Annotated in this window: 13 protein-coding genes and 1 tRNA gene; 7 read left to right on the top strand and 7 right to left on the bottom strand. The window is 53.3% G+C overall.

Features of this window, described 5'->3' with window-relative positions; all coding sequences use genetic code 11:
* Positions 1-4: 4 nt before the first annotated feature.
* Genes AC812_RS14745 through eda form a run of 6 tightly spaced genes read left to right on the top strand, consistent with a single transcriptional unit; the run spans position 5 to position 5,214 of the window.
* Complete coding sequence (locus tag AC812_RS14745) at positions 5-745, top strand: GntR family transcriptional regulator (RefSeq protein WP_061915066.1); 741 nt, start codon at positions 5-7, stop codon at positions 743-745.
* 19 nt (positions 746-764) lie between these two features.
* Positions 765-1,544, top strand: coding sequence for a sugar isomerase domain-containing protein (locus tag AC812_RS14740; protein ID WP_061915062.1), 780 nt, complete (start codon positions 765-767; stop codon positions 1,542-1,544).
* 2 nt (positions 1,545-1,546) lie between these two features.
* Positions 1,547-2,317, top strand: coding sequence for an SDR family NAD(P)-dependent oxidoreductase (locus tag AC812_RS14735; RefSeq protein WP_061915059.1), 771 nt, complete (start codon positions 1,547-1,549; stop codon positions 2,315-2,317).
* 20 nt (positions 2,318-2,337) lie between these two features.
* Complete coding sequence (locus AC812_RS14730) at positions 2,338-3,630, top strand: FAD-dependent oxidoreductase (RefSeq protein WP_061915056.1); 1,293 nt, start codon at positions 2,338-2,340, stop codon at positions 3,628-3,630.
* Between the two features lie 10 nt (positions 3,631-3,640).
* Positions 3,641-4,558, top strand: coding sequence for a phosphotriesterase family protein (locus AC812_RS14725; protein WP_061915053.1), 918 nt, complete (start codon positions 3,641-3,643; stop codon positions 4,556-4,558).
* 2 nt (positions 4,559-4,560) lie between these two features.
* Positions 4,561-5,214 (top strand): bifunctional 4-hydroxy-2-oxoglutarate aldolase/2-dehydro-3-deoxy-phosphogluconate aldolase, encoded by a 654-nt coding sequence (gene eda, locus AC812_RS14720; protein ID WP_061915050.1) that lies wholly within the window; start codon positions 4,561-4,563, stop codon positions 5,212-5,214.
* A gap of 15 nt (positions 5,215-5,229) precedes the next feature.
* Here eda and AC812_RS14715 read toward each other — a convergent pair whose 3' ends face one another.
* Positions 5,230-6,477 carry a CAP domain-containing protein gene (locus tag AC812_RS14715; RefSeq protein WP_061915047.1) on the bottom strand — a complete coding sequence of 416 codons (1,248 nt, stop codon included), beginning with the start codon at positions 6,475-6,477 and terminating at the stop codon, positions 5,230-5,232.
* A gap of 119 nt (positions 6,478-6,596) precedes the next feature.
* Between AC812_RS14715 and AC812_RS14710 the strand changes: the two genes are divergently transcribed.
* Positions 6,597-8,759, top strand: coding sequence for a diguanylate cyclase (locus AC812_RS14710; protein WP_061915044.1), 2,163 nt, complete (start codon positions 6,597-6,599; stop codon positions 8,757-8,759).
* A 4-nt stretch (positions 8,760-8,763) separates the two neighbouring features.
* Here the strand turns inward: AC812_RS14710 and AC812_RS14705 are convergent, their stop codons facing one another.
* The 6 genes from AC812_RS14705 to AC812_RS14680 form a co-directional block, all read right to left on the bottom strand.
* Positions 8,764-9,624, bottom strand: a complete 861-nt coding sequence (locus tag AC812_RS14705) for a YwiC-like family protein (RefSeq protein ID WP_061915042.1) — start codon at positions 9,622-9,624, stop codon at positions 8,764-8,766.
* A gap of 107 nt (positions 9,625-9,731) precedes the next feature.
* Positions 9,732-11,780, bottom strand: a complete 2,049-nt coding sequence (uvrB, locus tag AC812_RS14700) for an excinuclease ABC subunit UvrB (RefSeq protein ID WP_061915039.1) — start codon at positions 11,778-11,780, stop codon at positions 9,732-9,734.
* A 75-nt stretch (positions 11,781-11,855) separates the two neighbouring features.
* Positions 11,856-15,281: a transcription-repair coupling factor gene (gene mfd, locus AC812_RS14695; RefSeq protein WP_061915037.1), complete on the bottom strand. Its 3,426-nt coding sequence runs from the start codon at positions 15,279-15,281 to the stop codon at positions 11,856-11,858.
* Positions 15,278-15,928: an aminoacyl-tRNA hydrolase gene (gene pth / locus AC812_RS14690; protein ID WP_236839241.1), complete on the bottom strand. Its 651-nt coding sequence runs from the start codon at positions 15,926-15,928 to the stop codon at positions 15,278-15,280. The genes mfd and pth overlap by 4 nt, the downstream gene beginning before the upstream one ends.
* 21 nt (positions 15,929-15,949) lie before the next feature.
* Positions 15,950-16,582: a hypothetical protein gene (locus AC812_RS14685; protein ID WP_145962534.1), complete on the bottom strand. Its 633-nt coding sequence runs from the start codon at positions 16,580-16,582 to the stop codon at positions 15,950-15,952.
* 635 nt (positions 16,583-17,217) lie between these two features.
* Positions 17,218-17,290 (bottom strand) — tRNA-Glu (locus tag AC812_RS14680).
* Positions 17,291-17,334 lie beyond the last annotated feature (44 nt).

The following is a 17,334-nucleotide window of genomic DNA, read 5'->3' as shown; positions in this document are numbered from 1 at the left end:
AACTATGAGCCTACCCTACTCAACTGTTGATCCCCATAATCCTATTCCGCTGTATTATCAGATTTATTTAGATCTACGCCGTATGATTCAACGCGGCGTACTCAAACCCGGGAGCATGCTGCCCCCGGAATTAGAAATCTGTCAGGCTTATAACGTTGGCCGGCAGACGGTTCGTCAGGCGATTGGCCGATTGGTGGACGAAAATCTGGTTGAACGCTATCCCGGAAAAGGCACCTTTGTGCGGGATATTCCCAGTATTCAGTTTTTCCTCGACCGCAGTTTCAGTCAGCAGATGCGCGAAATGGGGCGAGTACCCTCATCCAAAGTTTTGCGCTGCGAACCTTCCACCGTCACAATGGAAAATGTCCCGGTACTGGAAAAAGTACAAGGTGCGCCCTGTGTGATTCTGGAACGGTTGCGCTATGGCGATAACGAATTAATCTGCCACCAGATTTCCATTATCCTGACCGAGCGCTGCCCCGGCATTGAAACCGTGAATTTCACCGATCAGTCCCTCTTTGAAGTGCTCACCAACCGCTTCGCTCTGATGATCAAACGCATGGACATTGTCGTGCGCGCTGTGGCCGCCGATGGCTATCGGGCTGACTTACTGGAAGTGGAAGAATGTGCACCCTTGTTGTATGTCGGCACAGCCACTTATGTCGAAGAAGGAGATTTGATCGAATATTCCACCAGTTATTACCGCGCCGACCGTTACGAGTACAGCATTACTCAAATTCGTTAAATTATCTTGTAGAGGTTCTATGCAAACCAATGCCTCAGTCGAATATCTCCATCACGCGCAAGCCATTCTGACCCGCATTCAACAAACCCAGTTGGAAAACATAGAAAAGGCAGCCGAACAGTGCGCCCACACCATCGCTGGAGACGGTCTGGTGCACATGTTCGGCAGTGGTCATTCGCGCATATTTGTCGAAGAAATGTTCCCCCGCCACGGCAGTTTCCCCGGCTTCCACCCCATTGTGGAATTATCTCTCACCTTCCACAACCTCGTCGTTGGCTCCAACGGTCAGCGGCAAGCCATGTTTTTAGAACATGTAGAGGGTCTGGGGCAGATTATCCTGCGGAATTTTGTTTTCTCACCCCCGGATTGCTTTCTGATCTTCTCTAACAGTGGAGTCAACGAGGTCATTATTGATGTGGCATTGGAAGCCAAACGGTTGAACATGCCGGTAATTGCCGTCGTATCAATGGATCATTGTCAGGCAAGCCCGGCGCTCCATTCCAGCGGTAAAAAGCTGATTGATATTGCCGATATCGTCATTGACAACTGCACCCCAGCCGGCGATGCAATGGTGCACGTTGAGGGATTGGAAGATCCGGTCGGCCCTGGTTCCACCATTGGAGCCGCTGCCATCACCAATGCCCTCAAGTGCCGGATTGCCGAAAAGTTAACCGCCATGGGCAAACCGCCCATTGTTCTGACCAGCAGTTACTTCATCGGCCGGGAAGAATCCAAAAAACGGTTCGATGCGTGTTACGATGACTATCGCGCCCGCGTGCGTAGAGTGTATGGGTGTTGACCATGCAATTAAAGGATAAAGTTGCAATAGTCACCGGGGCAGGCAGCGGCATTGGAGCAGCCATCGCCCGCCAATTTTCCCGAGAGGGTGCAAGGGTTATCCTATGGGATATTGACCTCAAAGCCGCCGAAGAAACCCGCCAGACCTGCTCGTCACCTTCTTCTGTAACCTGTGTGCAGGTGGATGTCACCCGTGCCGATCAGGTCGAAGAGGTCACCTTACAAGTCGTTAGCCGATTTCAACGCCTGGATGCACTGGTCAATGTTGCCGGTGGCTCTGGTAGACGTTGGGGTGATGGACCGGTAGATACCTGCACGCTGGAAGGCTGGCAAAAGACCCTCGATTTGAATTTGAACAGCCTGTTCTACTGTTGTAAATTCGCCATTCAGGCAATGCTGCCCCAGCACCAAGGAGCCATCGTAGTCGTATCCTCGGTACTGGGTCTGGTAGGTGGCGATGAAGATTTCGCAACCCACGCTTATGCTGCCAGCAAAGGTGCCGCCATCAGCCTGACACGCTCGATTGCCGCCTACTATGCTCCACGCGGTATCCGCGCGAATGTCATCTGCCCCGGTTTGATTGCAACCCCGATGAGCCAACGCGCCCAGAACAGTCCCCACATCCGCTCCCGAATGGCGGATCTGCAACCCCTGACCGCCGATTTTGGTCAACCGGAAGACGTTGCCGGAGCCGCTGTATTCCTGGCCTCCGATGCTGCCCGCTTCATCACCGGTGCCGTCCTGACGGTGGATGGCGGCTGGACGGTGCGCTAGATCCTCAGGCAAGGGAACCGATGATGATTTATTCCACTTCTCTCCAAGATTTACCTTCCACGGATGTGCTGGTGGTTGGGTCGGGTTCGGCGGGCGCCACAGCTGCCATCACTGCTGCCCGCCTTGGCGTAGCCACCTCGCTGGTAGAACGCTATGGTTTCATGGGAGGTATCAGCACTCAGGTTCTGGACACCTTCTATGGCTTTTTTACGCCCGGTGTTCATCCGCGCAAAGTGGTAGGCGGTGTTCCGGATAGCGTAATTGAAGAATTGTTCAAACGCAACGCTGCAATTTACCGCCCAAACACCTATGGCGCCGGCCAGGGCATCACCTACGATCCCGAGACACTCAAAGTTGTGTGGGAGCATCTCGCCCGTCAGGCCGGTGTCCGTTTGTATTATCATGCACTGGTGGTTGATGTGCTTTCAGAAGGCGCGGAAATTCGTGGTGTGGTCATTGCCAGCAAAACCGGCCTTTACCGTCTGTCTGCCAAGGTAGTCATTGATGCCAGCGGAGATGCTGATGTGGCTGCCCGCATGGGCGTCCCTTTTGAAAGCAGTCGCGACGGACCCATTCAATCTCTCACCACCACCTTCAAAATGATTAACGTAGATGTTGCGCGGGCAAAAAGTGTTAAGAAATCCGAATTGCACGCAAAAATGCAGCAAGCCGAGCAACTGGGATACGACTTGCCCCGCAAGGAAGGCAGTGTCCACATCACCCCCCTACCAGGTGTGATGGCCACCAACATGACTCGCGTTCGGGATGTTGACCCCCTCGATTTGACCCAACTGACCCTCGCCGAAATCGAAGGCCGCCGACAGTCGCTGGAATACGCTCGCTTTCTCATCGAGCAGATCCCCGGATATGAAAACGCCGCCTTGGGTGGCTTTAGCATCCAAATCGGCATCCGCGAAAGCCGCAGGATTTTCGGTGAATACCGATTGACCCGCGCAGATGTGCTTTCTGCACGCAAGTTCGATGATGCAATTGCCCAATGCGGCGCTCCCATCGAAGAACATCACGCCGGACAGGACACCCGCTGGGAATACCTGCCGGAGGGAGAAACCTATCATATCCCCTATCGCTGTTTACTGCCTCAAAAAGCAGAACAGCTGCTGGTTGCCGGCCGTTGCCTTTCGGCAGACCATGATGCCCACGCCTCAGTGCGTAGCATGGGACAGTGCATGGCCATGGGGCAGGCAGCCGGCACAGCCGCAGCCCTTGCCGTAGCCCTGAATTGTCAACTCCGTGAAGTTCCCATCTCGAAATTGCAATCCACCCTTCGCCAAACAGGTGCGGTGTTGGATTAAGGAGGTCTGAATGGCAGTTCAAACTGTACTGGGTTCTATCCCTGCCGGGCAATTGGGGATTACTGCCTGCCACGAGCATGTTCTCTGGTACCCGCCCGATTCGATGGCGCTTGAAGATGCCGATCTCGGTCTTGATTCAATTCCCGCAGCCGTTGCCGAATTGCGTTATTTCAAATCGCTTGGCGGTGGTGCGCTGGTTGAAATGACCACTGAGGAAATCGGCCGTTCACCGCTTGACCTCGCCCAAATTTCACAGGCAACCGGTGTTCATATTATCGCCGTCACGGGTCACCACAAAGCAAAGTTTTCTGCCGAACTTTTACAAAATCAATCTTCTGAACACATCGCCGAACGAATGATACAGGAAATCACTGTCGGAATTGGGGAAACCGGCATCTGCGCCGGGGCAATCAAGGCCGCCACCAGCCTGAATCATGCCGCCGATGTAGAACTGCGCGTTATTCAAGCCGCCGGTATTGCCCACCGCAAAACCGGCGCGCCGGTCAGCACCCATACCGAAGCAGGAACATTCGCCCTTGAACAGGCCGAGTTGCTGCTTGAGGCGGGTGTTTCTCCTCAAAAATTGCTCATCGGCCACCTCGACCGGAATTTACCGCGCGAGATTTACTTCCAGCTCGCTCAACGAGGCGTTTTTCTGGGATTCGACCAGATTGGTAAAGAACAATACTGGTCGGATGATCAGCGCGCCATTCTGATCCGCGACCTGATTGAAGCCGGCTATCTGCGGCAAATCCTGCTTTCTGGTGACCGGGCGCGCAAATCGTCCTGGAAGGTTCACAACCCCCTGACACTCGGTCTCGGTCACATCCTCCTGGATTTTATCCCACGCTTGAAAAGTTTTGGGGTAGAGGAATACGCAATCAACACTCTATTAGTGGAAAACCCAAGCCGATTTCTGGATTTTTAGAGATGCTCAACCCGATCTATCGCACCATCTACTCCCTCGGTCTCATTCCCGTTGTGGAAATTGACGACTCTAGCCGTGCCGAAGTGCTGGCCCGCACCCTGATTGAAGCCGGGCTACCGCTCGTCGAAATCACCCTGCGGACACCGGCTGCTCTGCAAGCCATTCAGTCTATCCGCAGGGCTTATCCGAACATTACACTGGGGGCAGGAACAATTCTGACTCTGGATCAGGCCAGACAGGCAGCCTCAGCCGGGGCAGATTTTCTGGTTTCCCCCGGCTTACCGCAGGATGCCGTTGAATGGGCACTGAGTGAGGGAATCCCGTTTTTGCCCGGCGCCGTCACCCCCCACGAAATTCTTCAAGGGCTGCGGCTGGGCATCGAAGTGTTCAAATTTTTTCCGGCTGAAACAATGGGCGGAATTGCTGCCATCAAAGCGGTTTCCGATCCATTCCCCAGCGTTCGCTTTATACCCACCGGCGGCATCCAAACCGATAACCTGTCGAGCTATCTGACCCACGAGCGGGTTCTGGCTGTAGGAGGTTCCTGGTTGGTAAAACGGCAATGGATCAAAAATGGGCGGTTTGACCAGATCACGGCTCAGGTTAAAGCCGCCGCGCGGGTGGTGCAGTCTCTTTCAAGGCCAGCCCTGACCTGATCGAGCATCTATTGCTTATCTTCTCACCATCGGCAAGAAAACCTGCTGTACCCGCTCAACCACAAGCACCTGTACCGCAACCTGCCTTGGTGAACCCGCTACCGGGAAAGTATCCGTAATGCGGATGGTCAAGCCGCCACTCAAAATTTGATTCTGAACAAACGACCCGCCATTGGGAACCGGACTAATCACAAGGCTGGCCGGGGTACTGCCTGCCAATGCCGAAGGAGAGAACCAATCCCCGTTGATATTTTCCACCACCCAGTTCAGCACCTGATCATTGCCGCTGTTTTGAATGAAGACCGAAGCGGAGGGAGGGATCAGTCGTCCGGTGCTGGTTTCGTAGAAGAAAGTCAGAGAAGCCGGTTGTACCTCCAATTCGGGAGCTGACGTGGTCAATTCAATCGTATCCCAACTGCTGGTTGTACCTGACCCGTTGCGCAATTCAACCGTTACCGTGCGTATCCCCTTTACCCGGTTCAAGCGCCAGTTAAGGCGTGACTGAAACGGCCGCCACTCGCTCCAATTCCCGTCATCGTTACGCAGGCGCATTTCCGTCCACACCCCCTGTCCGTAAATATACAATTCTACGTCCGGCGAACTGGTCCTGGCATACTCCCGGTTAATCACCACCGGATAAACCGAGCTACGCCGTCCGAAATCCTGCACCCAGTAATAACGGTAAGAGCCACCCGACCAGTATCCCACTCCAATTTCACGGTTGCTGGGACTGAGGATGTTAGCCCGATGACCCGAGGAGTTCATCCAGCCGCTGATCACATTCTCCGGTGTGGTATAACCGGCTGCAATGTTTTCTGCCAGGCTGCTCCAACCGCTGTAAAATTTTCCAATCCGCGTGCTCCAGCTGCAGATCATTTGTCCGCCATCGTAGGAATCATGATTGAAGTACCCGTCTTCCGCCATATCGCGGGCATGATAGCGAGCGGCATAACCCAGGTCTATATTCCATTTCAATGGAGGCAGATCTTGCTTGTTACGCTCTTGATTGACCAGCTCTACGACCCGCTGTTCAAACTCCGCATTGACCGGCTCAAAATTCTGGCGTTCGCAGCCGTTGAACTGAATCGAGTTGTGCGGCTCACTCGTTTCATCCACTGCTGCCGGTTCGCCCACCACGGGCAGAACCGAGTCGTCTGCACGGACGACAGCCGGCGAAACGGACAAGCCCCACACTAAAACCGCAACCAGACAGAGAATAATTGGGTTTACTTTATGTATGTAGAAGCGACTCACATTTTTCACAATCCAATCTTAACTGAAAAATGCTAAGCAAATCCTTGCAAATCCTTTACATTTCCAATAAACTATGCAATATAGAGCGTTTTAGTGGGTATGATTGAGTTATTTGTGATGGATGAAGGATGTCCCCACCAATTGAATTTGCAGAACAACCTCAAAAAATTTTGGAAAGTATTAGCGATGCCTTCTTTTCGCTGGACGATCATCTTGTCGTGACTTACTTCAATCAGGCTGCCGAAAGAATGCTGCACCGCAACCGCCGGGAAGTACTCGGTAAACCATTATTTGAAGTCTTTCCGGAAGCCAAAGGCTCGATTTTTGAAGAAAAATACCGTTACGCCATCCAATCCAAACAGTCTCTGTCCTTTGAGACTTACTTCAATCAACCCCCTTATGAAAACTGGTATCAGGTCAGAGTCTACCCCCAATCCAAGGGTATCTCCGTTTATTTTCAAGTTATCACAGAGCAGGTAAAAGCAAAGCAGGCGTTTCAAAAGGCACAACAACGAATGGAAACCATCTTGCATACATTATCCGAGGGGATTGTGATGGTCAACCATGCCGGGGAGATGATATTTTCCAACCGGGCTGCCGAGCAGATATTCGATCATCATCAAGATCAGCTGCTCCAATCTTCTTGTGAACACTGCCGCTGGATACAGGTGGATAATTTTCTTACTCCCTTGACCCCTGAACAACTTCCTCTTTCCATTGTGTTGAACCAAAAACAAGCAGTAGAGAATTTTGAACAGGGACTGATTGACTCGAACGGGAAATTGCATTGGTTATCGGTGACCGCCATTCCATTAATAGAGGGTGAGGTATTTAGCGGGGCAATTGCCAGTTTTCGGGATATTACCGATCAAAAAGAACGCGAGAAACAAATCCGCTTTCAGGCAGACTTGCTGGACCACATCGGTCAGGCTGCCATCGCCGTTGATCAGAACGGTAATATCACTTACGCGAACCAGTATTGCGAACAGTTGTTTGGCTACCCAATTGAAAGTATTCGTGGGAAACCCATCCTCGAAACCTTCATTCCGCTGTCCTCTTTACCTGCTATTGAGCACATCCGTGCCACTGTCCGGCGCGGCGATTTGTGGAGCGGCGAAGTTACTCTCAAACGGAAAAACGGAGCTGACTTTACCGCTTACTGCACGGTTACCCCTATTCGTGACCTGGAACAAAATTTGGGGTTCGTGGTGATTGCATTTGATATTACCGAGCGCAAGTGGGCGGAAGAAACCGAACGTCAACTCCGCGCACTATCGGACGCTTTACGGGATACCGCCGCTGCCTTGAACAGTACCCTCAACTTCCGCGAGGTGCTCGAACGTATTCTGCTCAACGTCGGCAAGGTTGTTCCGCACGAATCGGCCAACATCATGCTGCTGGATGGCGAATGGGTGGAGGTACTTTTCCATCAAGGTTATCTTTCCAACCAGACGGGTGAATATCTGGAGGGTTTGCGTTTCAAATTAATTGAATTTCCAACCCTTCAAAAGATGGTGGAAAGTCTTCTGCCGCTGGTCATCCCGGATACCGAAAAATCATCCCTCTGGCGTGGCAATTCAACCATGGGTTGGATCAAATCTTACGCGGGAATGCCGCTGCTCAGCCGCGGGCAGGTGATTGGATTTCTGAATCTGGATAGTGCTGTGCCCGGGTTTTTCAACGAGGAAGTTGTCTTTCGTCTGCAAGCCTTTGCCGATCAAGCTGCCCTGGCCGTGCAAAACGCCCGTTTGTATGAAGAAGTCCAAAGTTTATCCGTAACCGATCCGTTGACCGGGGTATATAACCGGCGCGGCTTATTCCAAAAATGCAACGAGGTGATCGAACAAAACCGTCGCGCCAATACGCCGGTGGCGGTGGTGGTCTTTGATCTGGACAACTTCAAAGACTTTAATGATTCCTACGGGCATTCTATCGGCGATCATATCTTAAGCACTGTTGCCCGTCGCATCGCTAACCGACTGCGAGCATCCGATGTGCTCGGCCGCTATGGCGGTGATGAATTCGTTTTGTTGCTTTCCGGCATTTCGGATGCCGGTCTCAGGCCTGTTTTAGACCGGCTGCGCCAGTCCATCAGCCTTGAACCCATCAATATCGGCAATGAATTGCTCTTCATCACCATCAGCATGGGAATATCCACCAATACCACCTCCGGCTATGACCTGACCAACTTGCTGCGTCATGCCGATCACGCCCTTTACCGGGTCAAGAAAACTGGACGCAACCGCGCCCTGTTGTACGGGGATTTGTCGGATTACGCCCAAACAGCCTGAAGCGCTAGAACCCAAACGCCGGCTGAATCCACAAGAGGGCAAAAACGAACATGAACAGGGTACTGATTATCAACTGGCGCACGCCAATCGCTACCGGTTTTACACCAACAGCCGGCCTGATGGTTCCCCAAACTGCTTCGGTAAATTGAATCAGGTAAGCCAGGGGGAGCAGCGGCGGCAGCAACCCCGCTGTTGAAAGTAACCCGACCACAGCAAAGCTTCCCCCACATACCAGTAACGCTGTCCGGCCTGCCCGTATCCTCTCCCCCCAGGTAGGCAATACCTTCCACTCTCGCTGATTAAGACGCAGGTAGGCATATAATATCGAACCAATCGCCTGCAGCCACAACAGCAGCCAGAGCACCCACCCGCTCCAGTTTATCCCGCCGATCCCTGACCAATAAACCGCTGGCGCTGCCAACCCCAGTACCCCGCTGCCAGCAATTTCCACAATTGGCTTTCGCCGTTCTTCGCGCCGGCTGACCAGCCACAAGTGCCAGAGTAACACCGGAAATGCCGGCAAAGCCAGAATTACCAGAAAACCCAAATCCTGACTGAGCATGCCGGCTACGCCGATCAGCCCAATCAAACCATATATTCCCATCCAGAACAAAGCCGGCAAGCGCTCTTTAGAGGGACGTCGGTGGCTGATCACTTTAATCAATATCGTAAGCGGCTGGCGGAAAAAGAAACCCGCCAATGCTGCCAGAATCACCCATCCTTGGGCGCTGTTCCACCCGCCAGAAATCACCAGTCCAACCATCATCGGGCCGAGTAAAAACACCCACGAGCCATGTTCCACCGGAACGGCGATGTGCCTCTGGAAGAGATTGCTTTTTCGGGTGGCATTGGCCTGTACACTCATGCTTCCTCCTGAATCCGCAAAGTTAAAACCCGCAGCGCTTAACCAATCCGAAGTATACCGACTTCTTTGATCAAGCCGGTTGCGCCGCAGCAAAAACTAAGCCAACTCTAATCTTCGCCTGCCAGCAATTGCGCTTTTTTCCAGGGGGGCAGGTTGCTTTCCTCTGCCAGTAAAGCCCGCAATTCAAAGATCTGATCTCTCAAGGCGGCTGCCTTTTCAAACTCCAGGTCTTTTGCAGCCTGTTTCATTTGTTTTTCCATCTCATTGATCAGACGCTTCAACTCATTGGCGGGCATCGGCAGAAAACCACCTTTTTCGCCGGTTCGATATTCACCCCGCCCCTCGGCAACCCCGGCGCCGGCGGATATGCGTTCGGTAATATCATGAATGGCTTTGACAATGCCGACTGGTTCAATGCCATGAGCCTGATTGTAGGCGATTTGTTTGGCACGGCGGCGGTTGGTCTCGTCAATCGCCGTTTTCATTGAATCGGTGATGGTATCGGCATACATGATTACCCGACCATTGACATGCCGGGCAGCCCGTCCAATGGTTTGAATCAAGGCAGTGGAAGATCGCAAAAAGCCTTCTTTGTCCGCATCGATTATCGCAACGAGGGATACTTCCGGCAAATCCAGCCCTTCGCGCAGCAAATTGATGCCGACTACCACATCGAAGACACCTCGCCGTAAATCGCGTAATATGCCAACCCGCTCCAGCGTTTCAACCTCCGAGTGCAGGTAATGCACTTTGATGCCCATCTCCATTAAGTAGTCGGACAGGTCTTCTGCCATGCGCTTGGTAAGGGTTGTCACCAGCACCCGTTCTCCCACCTCAACCCGCTTGCGGATTTCCTTGACCAGGTCATCCACCTGTCCGCGAGTCGGACGCACTTCCACCTCCGGATCAACCAGCCCAGTCGGACGGATGATCTGCTCGACTACCTGCTCGGCGCGTGCCATTTCATAAGGGCCGGGTGTGGCTGAAGTATAAATGGTATAACCCATGTGTTCTTCAAACTCATCAAACTTCAATGGCCGGTTATCCAGCGCTGAAGGCAGACGGAAGCCGAACTCTACCAGCGTTTCCTTGCGCGAACGGTCACCGTTATACATGCCGCGGATCTGCGGAATGGTCATGTGGGATTCATCAATAATTAACAGGTATTCACTCGGCAGGTAGTCAATCAGCGTCCAAGGTGGCGAACCCGGCGGGCGTTGATCCAGATGACGGGAGTAGTTTTCAATGCCGGAACAGTAACCCGCTTCGCGCAACATTTCAAGGTCATACCGGGTTCGTTGTTCTAACCGCTGTGCTTCCAGAAATTGATTGTTCTTCCGGAAGTAAGCCAGCCGTTCTTCCAACTCGGCCTCGATATTCTGGATGGCAATTTTCAATCGTTCTTCACCGGTGATGTAATGTTTGGCAGGAAAGATGACGATCGAATCCGGTTGAGAAAGCAGTTCACCAGTCAGAGAATTGACCACCTGAATCCGTTCAACTTCATCGCCAAAGAAGGCGATCCGAATCACCTTGCGATCCTCATAAGCCGGAAAGACCTCCAGCGTATCCCCCCTTACCCGAAAAGTCCCCCCGCGCAATTCCAGATCGTTGCGTTGATACTGAATCTCAACCAGCTGACGCAGCAAGGCATTCCGCCGATAAATTTTTCCGACTTCCAGCTGAATCTGCCCCTTCCCAAATTCCTCCGGACTGCCCAAACCATAAATGCAGGAAACCGAAGCCACAATGATCACATCCCGGCGGGTCATCAAAGCGGTAGTAGCCGCAAGCCGTAAACGCTCTATTTCCTCGTTGATTTCGGTTTCTTTTTCGATGTATAAATCGTGCTGAGGAACATAAGCCTCTGGTTGGTAATAATCGTAATAACTGACAAAGTACTCCACAGCGTTTTCGGGAAAGAACTCCTTAAATTCAGCGTACAACTGCGCTGCCAGAGTCTTATTGTGCGCCATCACCAGCGCCGGCATTTGAAGTTCTTGAATCACATTGGCCATCGAAAATGTCTTGCCGGTACCGGTCGCACCTAACAGCACCTGATGACGATATCCTTTGCGCACCCCTTCAACCAGTTGACGGATGGCTTCCGGCTGGTCGCCGGTCGGAATATAAGGTGCTTGCAGTTTGAACTCCATAAGATTATCCTCTCTACATCCGTGAGCCGCTCAACCTTTCGATTGTAACATGCTTTATTAAAAAGAACATTATTTCTAGATATTTTCTTTTACACCGGTGGGTTCTATCCTGCTCTCGCGTAAAACCGATTGAATAGCAGCAATCGTTTCCAGCACGGTCTCCTGCCAGTGTGGATCTCCGCGGTTGAACGGCAGGCGATAGGCATTCTTGCCGGCTCGCGCGATTGTGCCAATCGGCGGTAGATTGCGGGCTTCTACATTCTCCGGCAACGGAGGAAAACGGAAGACAATTTGATCATTTTCCACAGCCACCGAAACCAAACCGGCTTCCTGAGCCATCAATTTGACTTTCATCTGATAAAACAAATTCCGCACCATCTCCGGCAAAGCGCCAAAACGATCTTCAAACTCAAGGCTCAGCGCATCCAGCTCGGCAAGGTCTTTGACATCCGCAATCCGGCGGTACAGGTTCAGGCGGATTTGTTGATCCGGCACATATGAGGAAGGAATACCACTCGCCAGAGGTAATTCAACCGCCACCGCCATACTTAATTCCCGCATCTCATCAACCGGCAGTTCGGCCGTTTCTAAACCGCTCACCTGCTTCAACTGCCTAACTGCCTGCGCCAGCAAGCGGGTATAGAGGTGAAAACCCACACTGGCAATATAACCATGCTGCCTCGTTCCCAGCAGTTCACCAGCCCCGCGCATCTCCAGATCCCGCATGGCAATCGAGTAACCGGCTCCCAGTTGAGTGTTCTCGGCAATCACTTCCAGGCGTTCCTGCCCCTCCGGCGTGGGTGGTTTACGCCGGTGGCGGAAGAAATAAGCATACGCACGCTGAGCTCCGCGTCCCACCCGCCCGCGTAACTGGTACAGCTGTGCCAGACCAAAAGTGTCACCGCGATCCACAATCAAGGTGTTGGCATTGGGTATATCCAGACCCGATTCGATAATCGAGGTACACAGCAGTACATCAATTTTGCCGCGGGTAAAATCGTGCATCACCTGCGCCAGTTCGCCCTCGTTCATCTGACCATGGGCCACTCCAATCCGCGCTTCCGGCACCAGATTGTGTAAATGCCGTTCCATGGCGCGGATGGTCTGAACACGATTATGGACAAAAAAGACCTGCCCGCCACGTTCCAGTTCGCGCACAATCGCCTGTCGCACCAGACGGGGCGAATACGGGCCAATATGAGTGATGATCGGCAAACGCTCCGCCGGCGGGGTATTGATCACCGAAATATCACGAACACCGGTCAACGCCATGTACAGTGTCCTGGGTATTGGGGTAGCCGTAAGGGTCAGCACATCCACCTCGGTACGAAACTTTTTGAAATGCTCCTTGTGAGTAACCCCAAAGCGCTGTTCTTCGTCAATGATTAACAACCCAAGGTCTTTGAAAGTCACATCCGGTTGAAGCAGGCGATGAGTGCCGATCAAGATATCCACTTCCCCTAAGGCCGTGCGCAGGATGATTTCATCCTGCTCGCGCGGAGAACGAAAACGCGAAAGCATCTCCACCTCTACCGGAAAAGCCGCCAGACGCTGACGGAACGTCTCGTAGTGTTGCTGAGCCAAAACCGTTGTCGGTACCAGCATGGCAACCTGTTTACCGTCCATCACGGCTTTGAAAGCCGCCCGCAAAGCGACTTCGGTTTTACCGTAACCCACATCACCGCACAACAGCCGATCCATCGGGCGCGGGCGCTCCATGTCGCGCTTGACTTCGGCAATGGCTTTGAGTTGATCCTCCGTTTCGACATACGGAAAGGAGGCCTCCAAATCCTGCTGCCACGGAGTATCGGGACTGAAAGCAAAACCCTGGGCGACCTGACGGCGTGAGTAAAGATCGAGGAGATCTTGAGCCACCTCCAGCACAGCCTCACGCACTCGCTGGCGGGTGTTTTGCCATTCGTTGCTTCCAAGCCGGGTTGGACTGGGTGCTTCACCGCTCGGGCCGATGTAGCGGCTCAGGCGGTCCGCCTGATGGACGGGTACAAATAACTGGTCACCGTCGGCGTATTCCACACACAGGAATTCACGCTCAACCCCATCCAGCACGCGCTGTACCAGACCGATGAACTTGCCAATGCCGTAATCCACGTGGACAACCCACGAACCGGGTTTGAAATCGGCATAGGACGCTTCCGGGGCTTCGGCAATTGGCCTGGCACGCGTGCGGGGTTGAGGCCGCTCCCATCCAAAAATTTCACTGTCGGTCAAGAGGTGAAAACGTTTTTCCGGGGAAAGAATCAGCGTCCAGCCCTCACTGAGAGAGCCTTCTTTAAACTCGGGCTGCCCGGGTTCACACCCCTGCTCCCGCCACAGGGCTTTCAGACGGGAGACCTGCCGAGAAACGACCACCACCGGCTGCTTCAAGTTGCAAAGATTTTTGAGGTATTCGAAAAAGGGCTTCAACCGGCCGCCATAACGCGGACCGGGTTGGAAAGACTCCGCCAGTGGCAGGGGTTCTTCCCCGCTACTTTGCCCCATGTCCAGCCAACGCAGCGAGTTTAATTCATCCACAATCTCACCCCAGGTGAGGTAAGGGATGGGAAAATTTTCCGGCAGCACGCCTTCCTGAATACTCTCACGACGGAGTTTGACGGCCTGTTCCTCGATTTCGTTGGCAACCGACCCCAGGAACAACACATCATCAACCACCACCAACGACTGGGCTGGCAAATAATCCAATATGCTGGCAGGGGAAGGATGAACAAGAGGGAGATAAAATTCATCGAGCGTCTGTTCTGCCGGCAGATTGAGATGCCCGGCATAACCCGGCAATACCTCACGCGCCGGTGTAATCAGAAGACGTTCGATTTTTTCAACGGTGCGCTGGGTCGCGGGATCGAAACGGCGCAGCGTATCCAGTTCGTTCCCGAAAAACTCCATGCGCACTGGTAAATTTTCAGCCGGTACCCAGATATCCAGAATTCCGCCACGTTGCGCAAACTGCCCCGGCTCCACCACCGTATCGGCCGGCTGATAGCCGACCTCCATCCACTGCCGTTGCAAAACCTCCGGAGAAACACTTTGGCCCAGTTTCAACACCTTGCTGGATTTTAGAAAATCCCGGCGCGGTAAGGTACGGGTCATCACTGCCCGCAGAGGAGCAATCACAACCGGCGGTTGTGACGGACGCGGTGAACCCAGAAAATGATAAATCGCCAACGAGGTTAAACTGTTCAAGCGGTCGCGGCGAGTAACGGTTCCCCAGGCCGCCTGTTCGTAGAAAAGCGGGTTGGGTTCCGGATAAATTTGCAAAGCATTTCGATCCATCCAGAAGGACAGTTCGTCCAGCATGGCAAGGGCACGGTCAGTACGGTCGGTAATCCACAGGATGGGTACTTTCAGATCCTCCCACAGGGCTGCCAGCAACGGCAGGCGCGCGGCACGCATTAAGCCCAAACCGGGCAAGGTCTGACCATTTTGCAGACTTTCCAGCAAATTTTGATATGCCTTTAGAGAACGGATAGCTTCTAACTCATTCATTTTTCTAATTGATTACCATTAAACCGATTCATGGCGGTTTCCAAACCTTCCACGACAAAGGTCTTCAAGGCTTCTGCTGCCCGGGAAAGTAAATAATCCAGTTCTTTTTTTTCTTCCGGCGAAAAGCCGTGCAGCACATAACTGGCACCTTGTTTACTGCCGGGTGGGCGTCCAATCCCGAACCGGAGACGTGCAAACTGCTGCGTCCCCAGACGGCTGATGATAGATTGCATCCCCTTTTGTCCTGCCGAACCGCCATCCGGACGAATTCGCAGGGTGCCGTATGGTAAATCCAGATCATCATGCACCACGATGAGTTGATCAAGGGGGATTTTATAAAAACGCACCAACCCGGCCACTGACTCACCGGACAGGTTCATGAAGGTCTGAGGTTTTGCCAGCAGCACTTTGCGTTCCCCCAGATTTCCCAACCCAATAATCGCTTTCTGCTGCACCCGACTCAGACTGATTCCGGTTTCCTGCGCCAGCCGGTCTATGACCATAAAACCGACATTGTGACGAGTTTCCCGATACTCCCGGCCCGGGTTGCCCAAACCAACCAGCAAAAAAGGCGGAGCGGTTAATTCCATCTCCAAAGTGCTTTTTCGTGAAAATACACGGCGAATCCGCGAACCAAGAGGATCCACTCTTCCCTCCTTGATCATCTCTTATCGGCGCTTTTTCGGCCTGCGCAGCCTGATCAACCCGCCCAGGATCACAAACAACACAATCGTGATACCAACACTGCGCAATACACTGGTCGTCCACTGAACAGGTTGAACACTGCCGGGGTTGGGTTTGGGCGGGGTGGATGTGACCGGCAGGGGCGTTGGTGTTTCCGGCGGCGTTGGGACGACCGGTGCGGTTGAAAGGACGAGACCGCTTGCCGTAGGTGATTCCACTACCGAATAATTACGCACTCTGACCGTTTCCACAACTGCTTCGCGTCTCTCTCCATTTATAAGATATACCCGTAAGACAAGCCGATAATCCCCATCCGGTATGAGGGTGGTATCCCAACGGTGGCGCAGTTGCGAATCCGGAATACTGTTTCCTTGAGTCAGCAGAAACAGGTTCCGTTCATCCGTATCCCCACTGTACCCGAATAGCAGTTCATAGGTTTGCACATCATCGAAAGACACCCGCGCTTGAACTTCAATGACCCCCTGCAAGACCTGCTGGTCAGCAGGGGACAGAATCAAAATGCCTTCATCGGCCTGAGCCACGACCGAAGCAGGCAGGATGAAAAACCAAACCACCCATCCAATGATCCAACGCCACATAGCCTTTAAGTTTATCATGAAGTATTTAAAATGACGAAACCGAGTTTATACGCTTCTGGGGTTTGATTGAGACATACCCCGCATCCCAAAAGAGGAAGGATCCAGACCTGCCTTCCGGCAGGTCTGCCCTGTGCCCCCAGGGGGATCCCCCTGCGAGGGCTGCCGTCGAACCCCCGTTTTAGCCTGATCCTGTCTCGATGGCATGAAAGGGCTGCTCTGCCCGGATATAAAAAAAGACCCGCCTTCCGGCAGGTCTGCCCTGTGCCCCCAGGGGGATCCCCCTGCGAGGGCTGTCGTCGAAACCCCGTGTTAGCCTGATCCTGCCTCGATGGCATGAAAGGGCTGCTCTGCCCGGATATAAAAAAAGACCTGCCTTCCGGCAGGTCTGCCCTGTGCCCCCAGGGGGATCCCCCTGCGAGGGCTGCCGTCGAACCCCCGTTTTAGCCTGATCCTGCCTCGATGGCATGAAAGGGCTGCTCTGCCCGGATAAATAAAAGACCTGCCTTCCGGCAGGTCTGCCCTGTGCCCCCAGGGGGATCCCCCTGCGAGGGCTGTCGTCGAAACCCCGTTTTAGCCTGATCCTGTCTCGATGGCATGAAAGGGCTGCTCTGCCCGGATAAATAAAAGACCTGCCTTCCGGCAGGTCTGCCCTGTGCCCCCAGGGGGATTCGAACCCCCGTTTTAGCCTTGAAAGGGCTGCGTCCTGGTCCCCTAGACGATGGGGGCATGAACGGGCTGATTTTACCACCACCCCCCTGACCGGTCAAGGA

It is taken from the genome of Bellilinea caldifistulae (assembly GCF_001306055.1).
In the GTDB taxonomy this organism is placed as follows: Bacteria; Chloroflexota; Anaerolineae; order Anaerolineales; family Anaerolineaceae; genus Bellilinea; species Bellilinea caldifistulae.
The sequence above is the reverse complement of the archived record's forward strand: the minus strand, read 5'-3'. Positions and strand labels throughout refer to the sequence as shown.

Bases quoted from the DNA above. Each gene is read 5' to 3' on its own strand.
- AC812_RS14740 (WP_061915062.1), top strand. From the start codon at position 765: ATGCAAACCAATGCCTCAGTCGAATATCTCCATCACGCGCAAGCCATT.
- AC812_RS14730 (WP_061915056.1), top strand. From the start codon at position 2,338: ATGATGATTTATTCCACTTCTCTCCAAGATTTACCTTCCACGGATGTG.
- AC812_RS14725 (WP_061915053.1), top strand. From the start codon at position 3,641: ATGGCAGTTCAAACTGTACTGGGTTCTATCCCTGCCGGGCAATTGGGG.
- AC812_RS14735 (WP_061915059.1), top strand. From the start codon at position 1,547: ATGCAATTAAAGGATAAAGTTGCAATAGTCACCGGGGCAGGCAGCGGC.
- eda (WP_061915050.1), top strand. From the start codon at position 4,561: ATGCTCAACCCGATCTATCGCACCATCTACTCCCTCGGTCTCATTCCC.
- AC812_RS14710 (WP_061915044.1), top strand. From the start codon at position 6,597: ATGTCCCCACCAATTGAATTTGCAGAACAACCTCAAAAAATTTTGGAA.
- AC812_RS14705 (WP_061915042.1), bottom strand. From the start codon at position 9,624: ATGAGTGTACAGGCCAATGCCACCCGAAAAAGCAATCTCTTCCAGAGG.
- uvrB (WP_061915039.1), bottom strand. From the start codon at position 11,780: ATGGAGTTCAAACTGCAAGCACCTTATATTCCGACCGGCGACCAGCCG.
- mfd (WP_061915037.1), bottom strand. From the start codon at position 15,281: ATGAATGAGTTAGAAGCTATCCGTTCTCTAAAGGCATATCAAAATTTG.
- AC812_RS14745 (WP_061915066.1), top strand. From the start codon at position 5: ATGAGCCTACCCTACTCAACTGTTGATCCCCATAATCCTATTCCGCTG.
- AC812_RS14685 (WP_145962534.1), bottom strand. From the start codon at position 16,582: ATGATAAACTTAAAGGCTATGTGGCGTTGGATCATTGGATGGGTGGTT.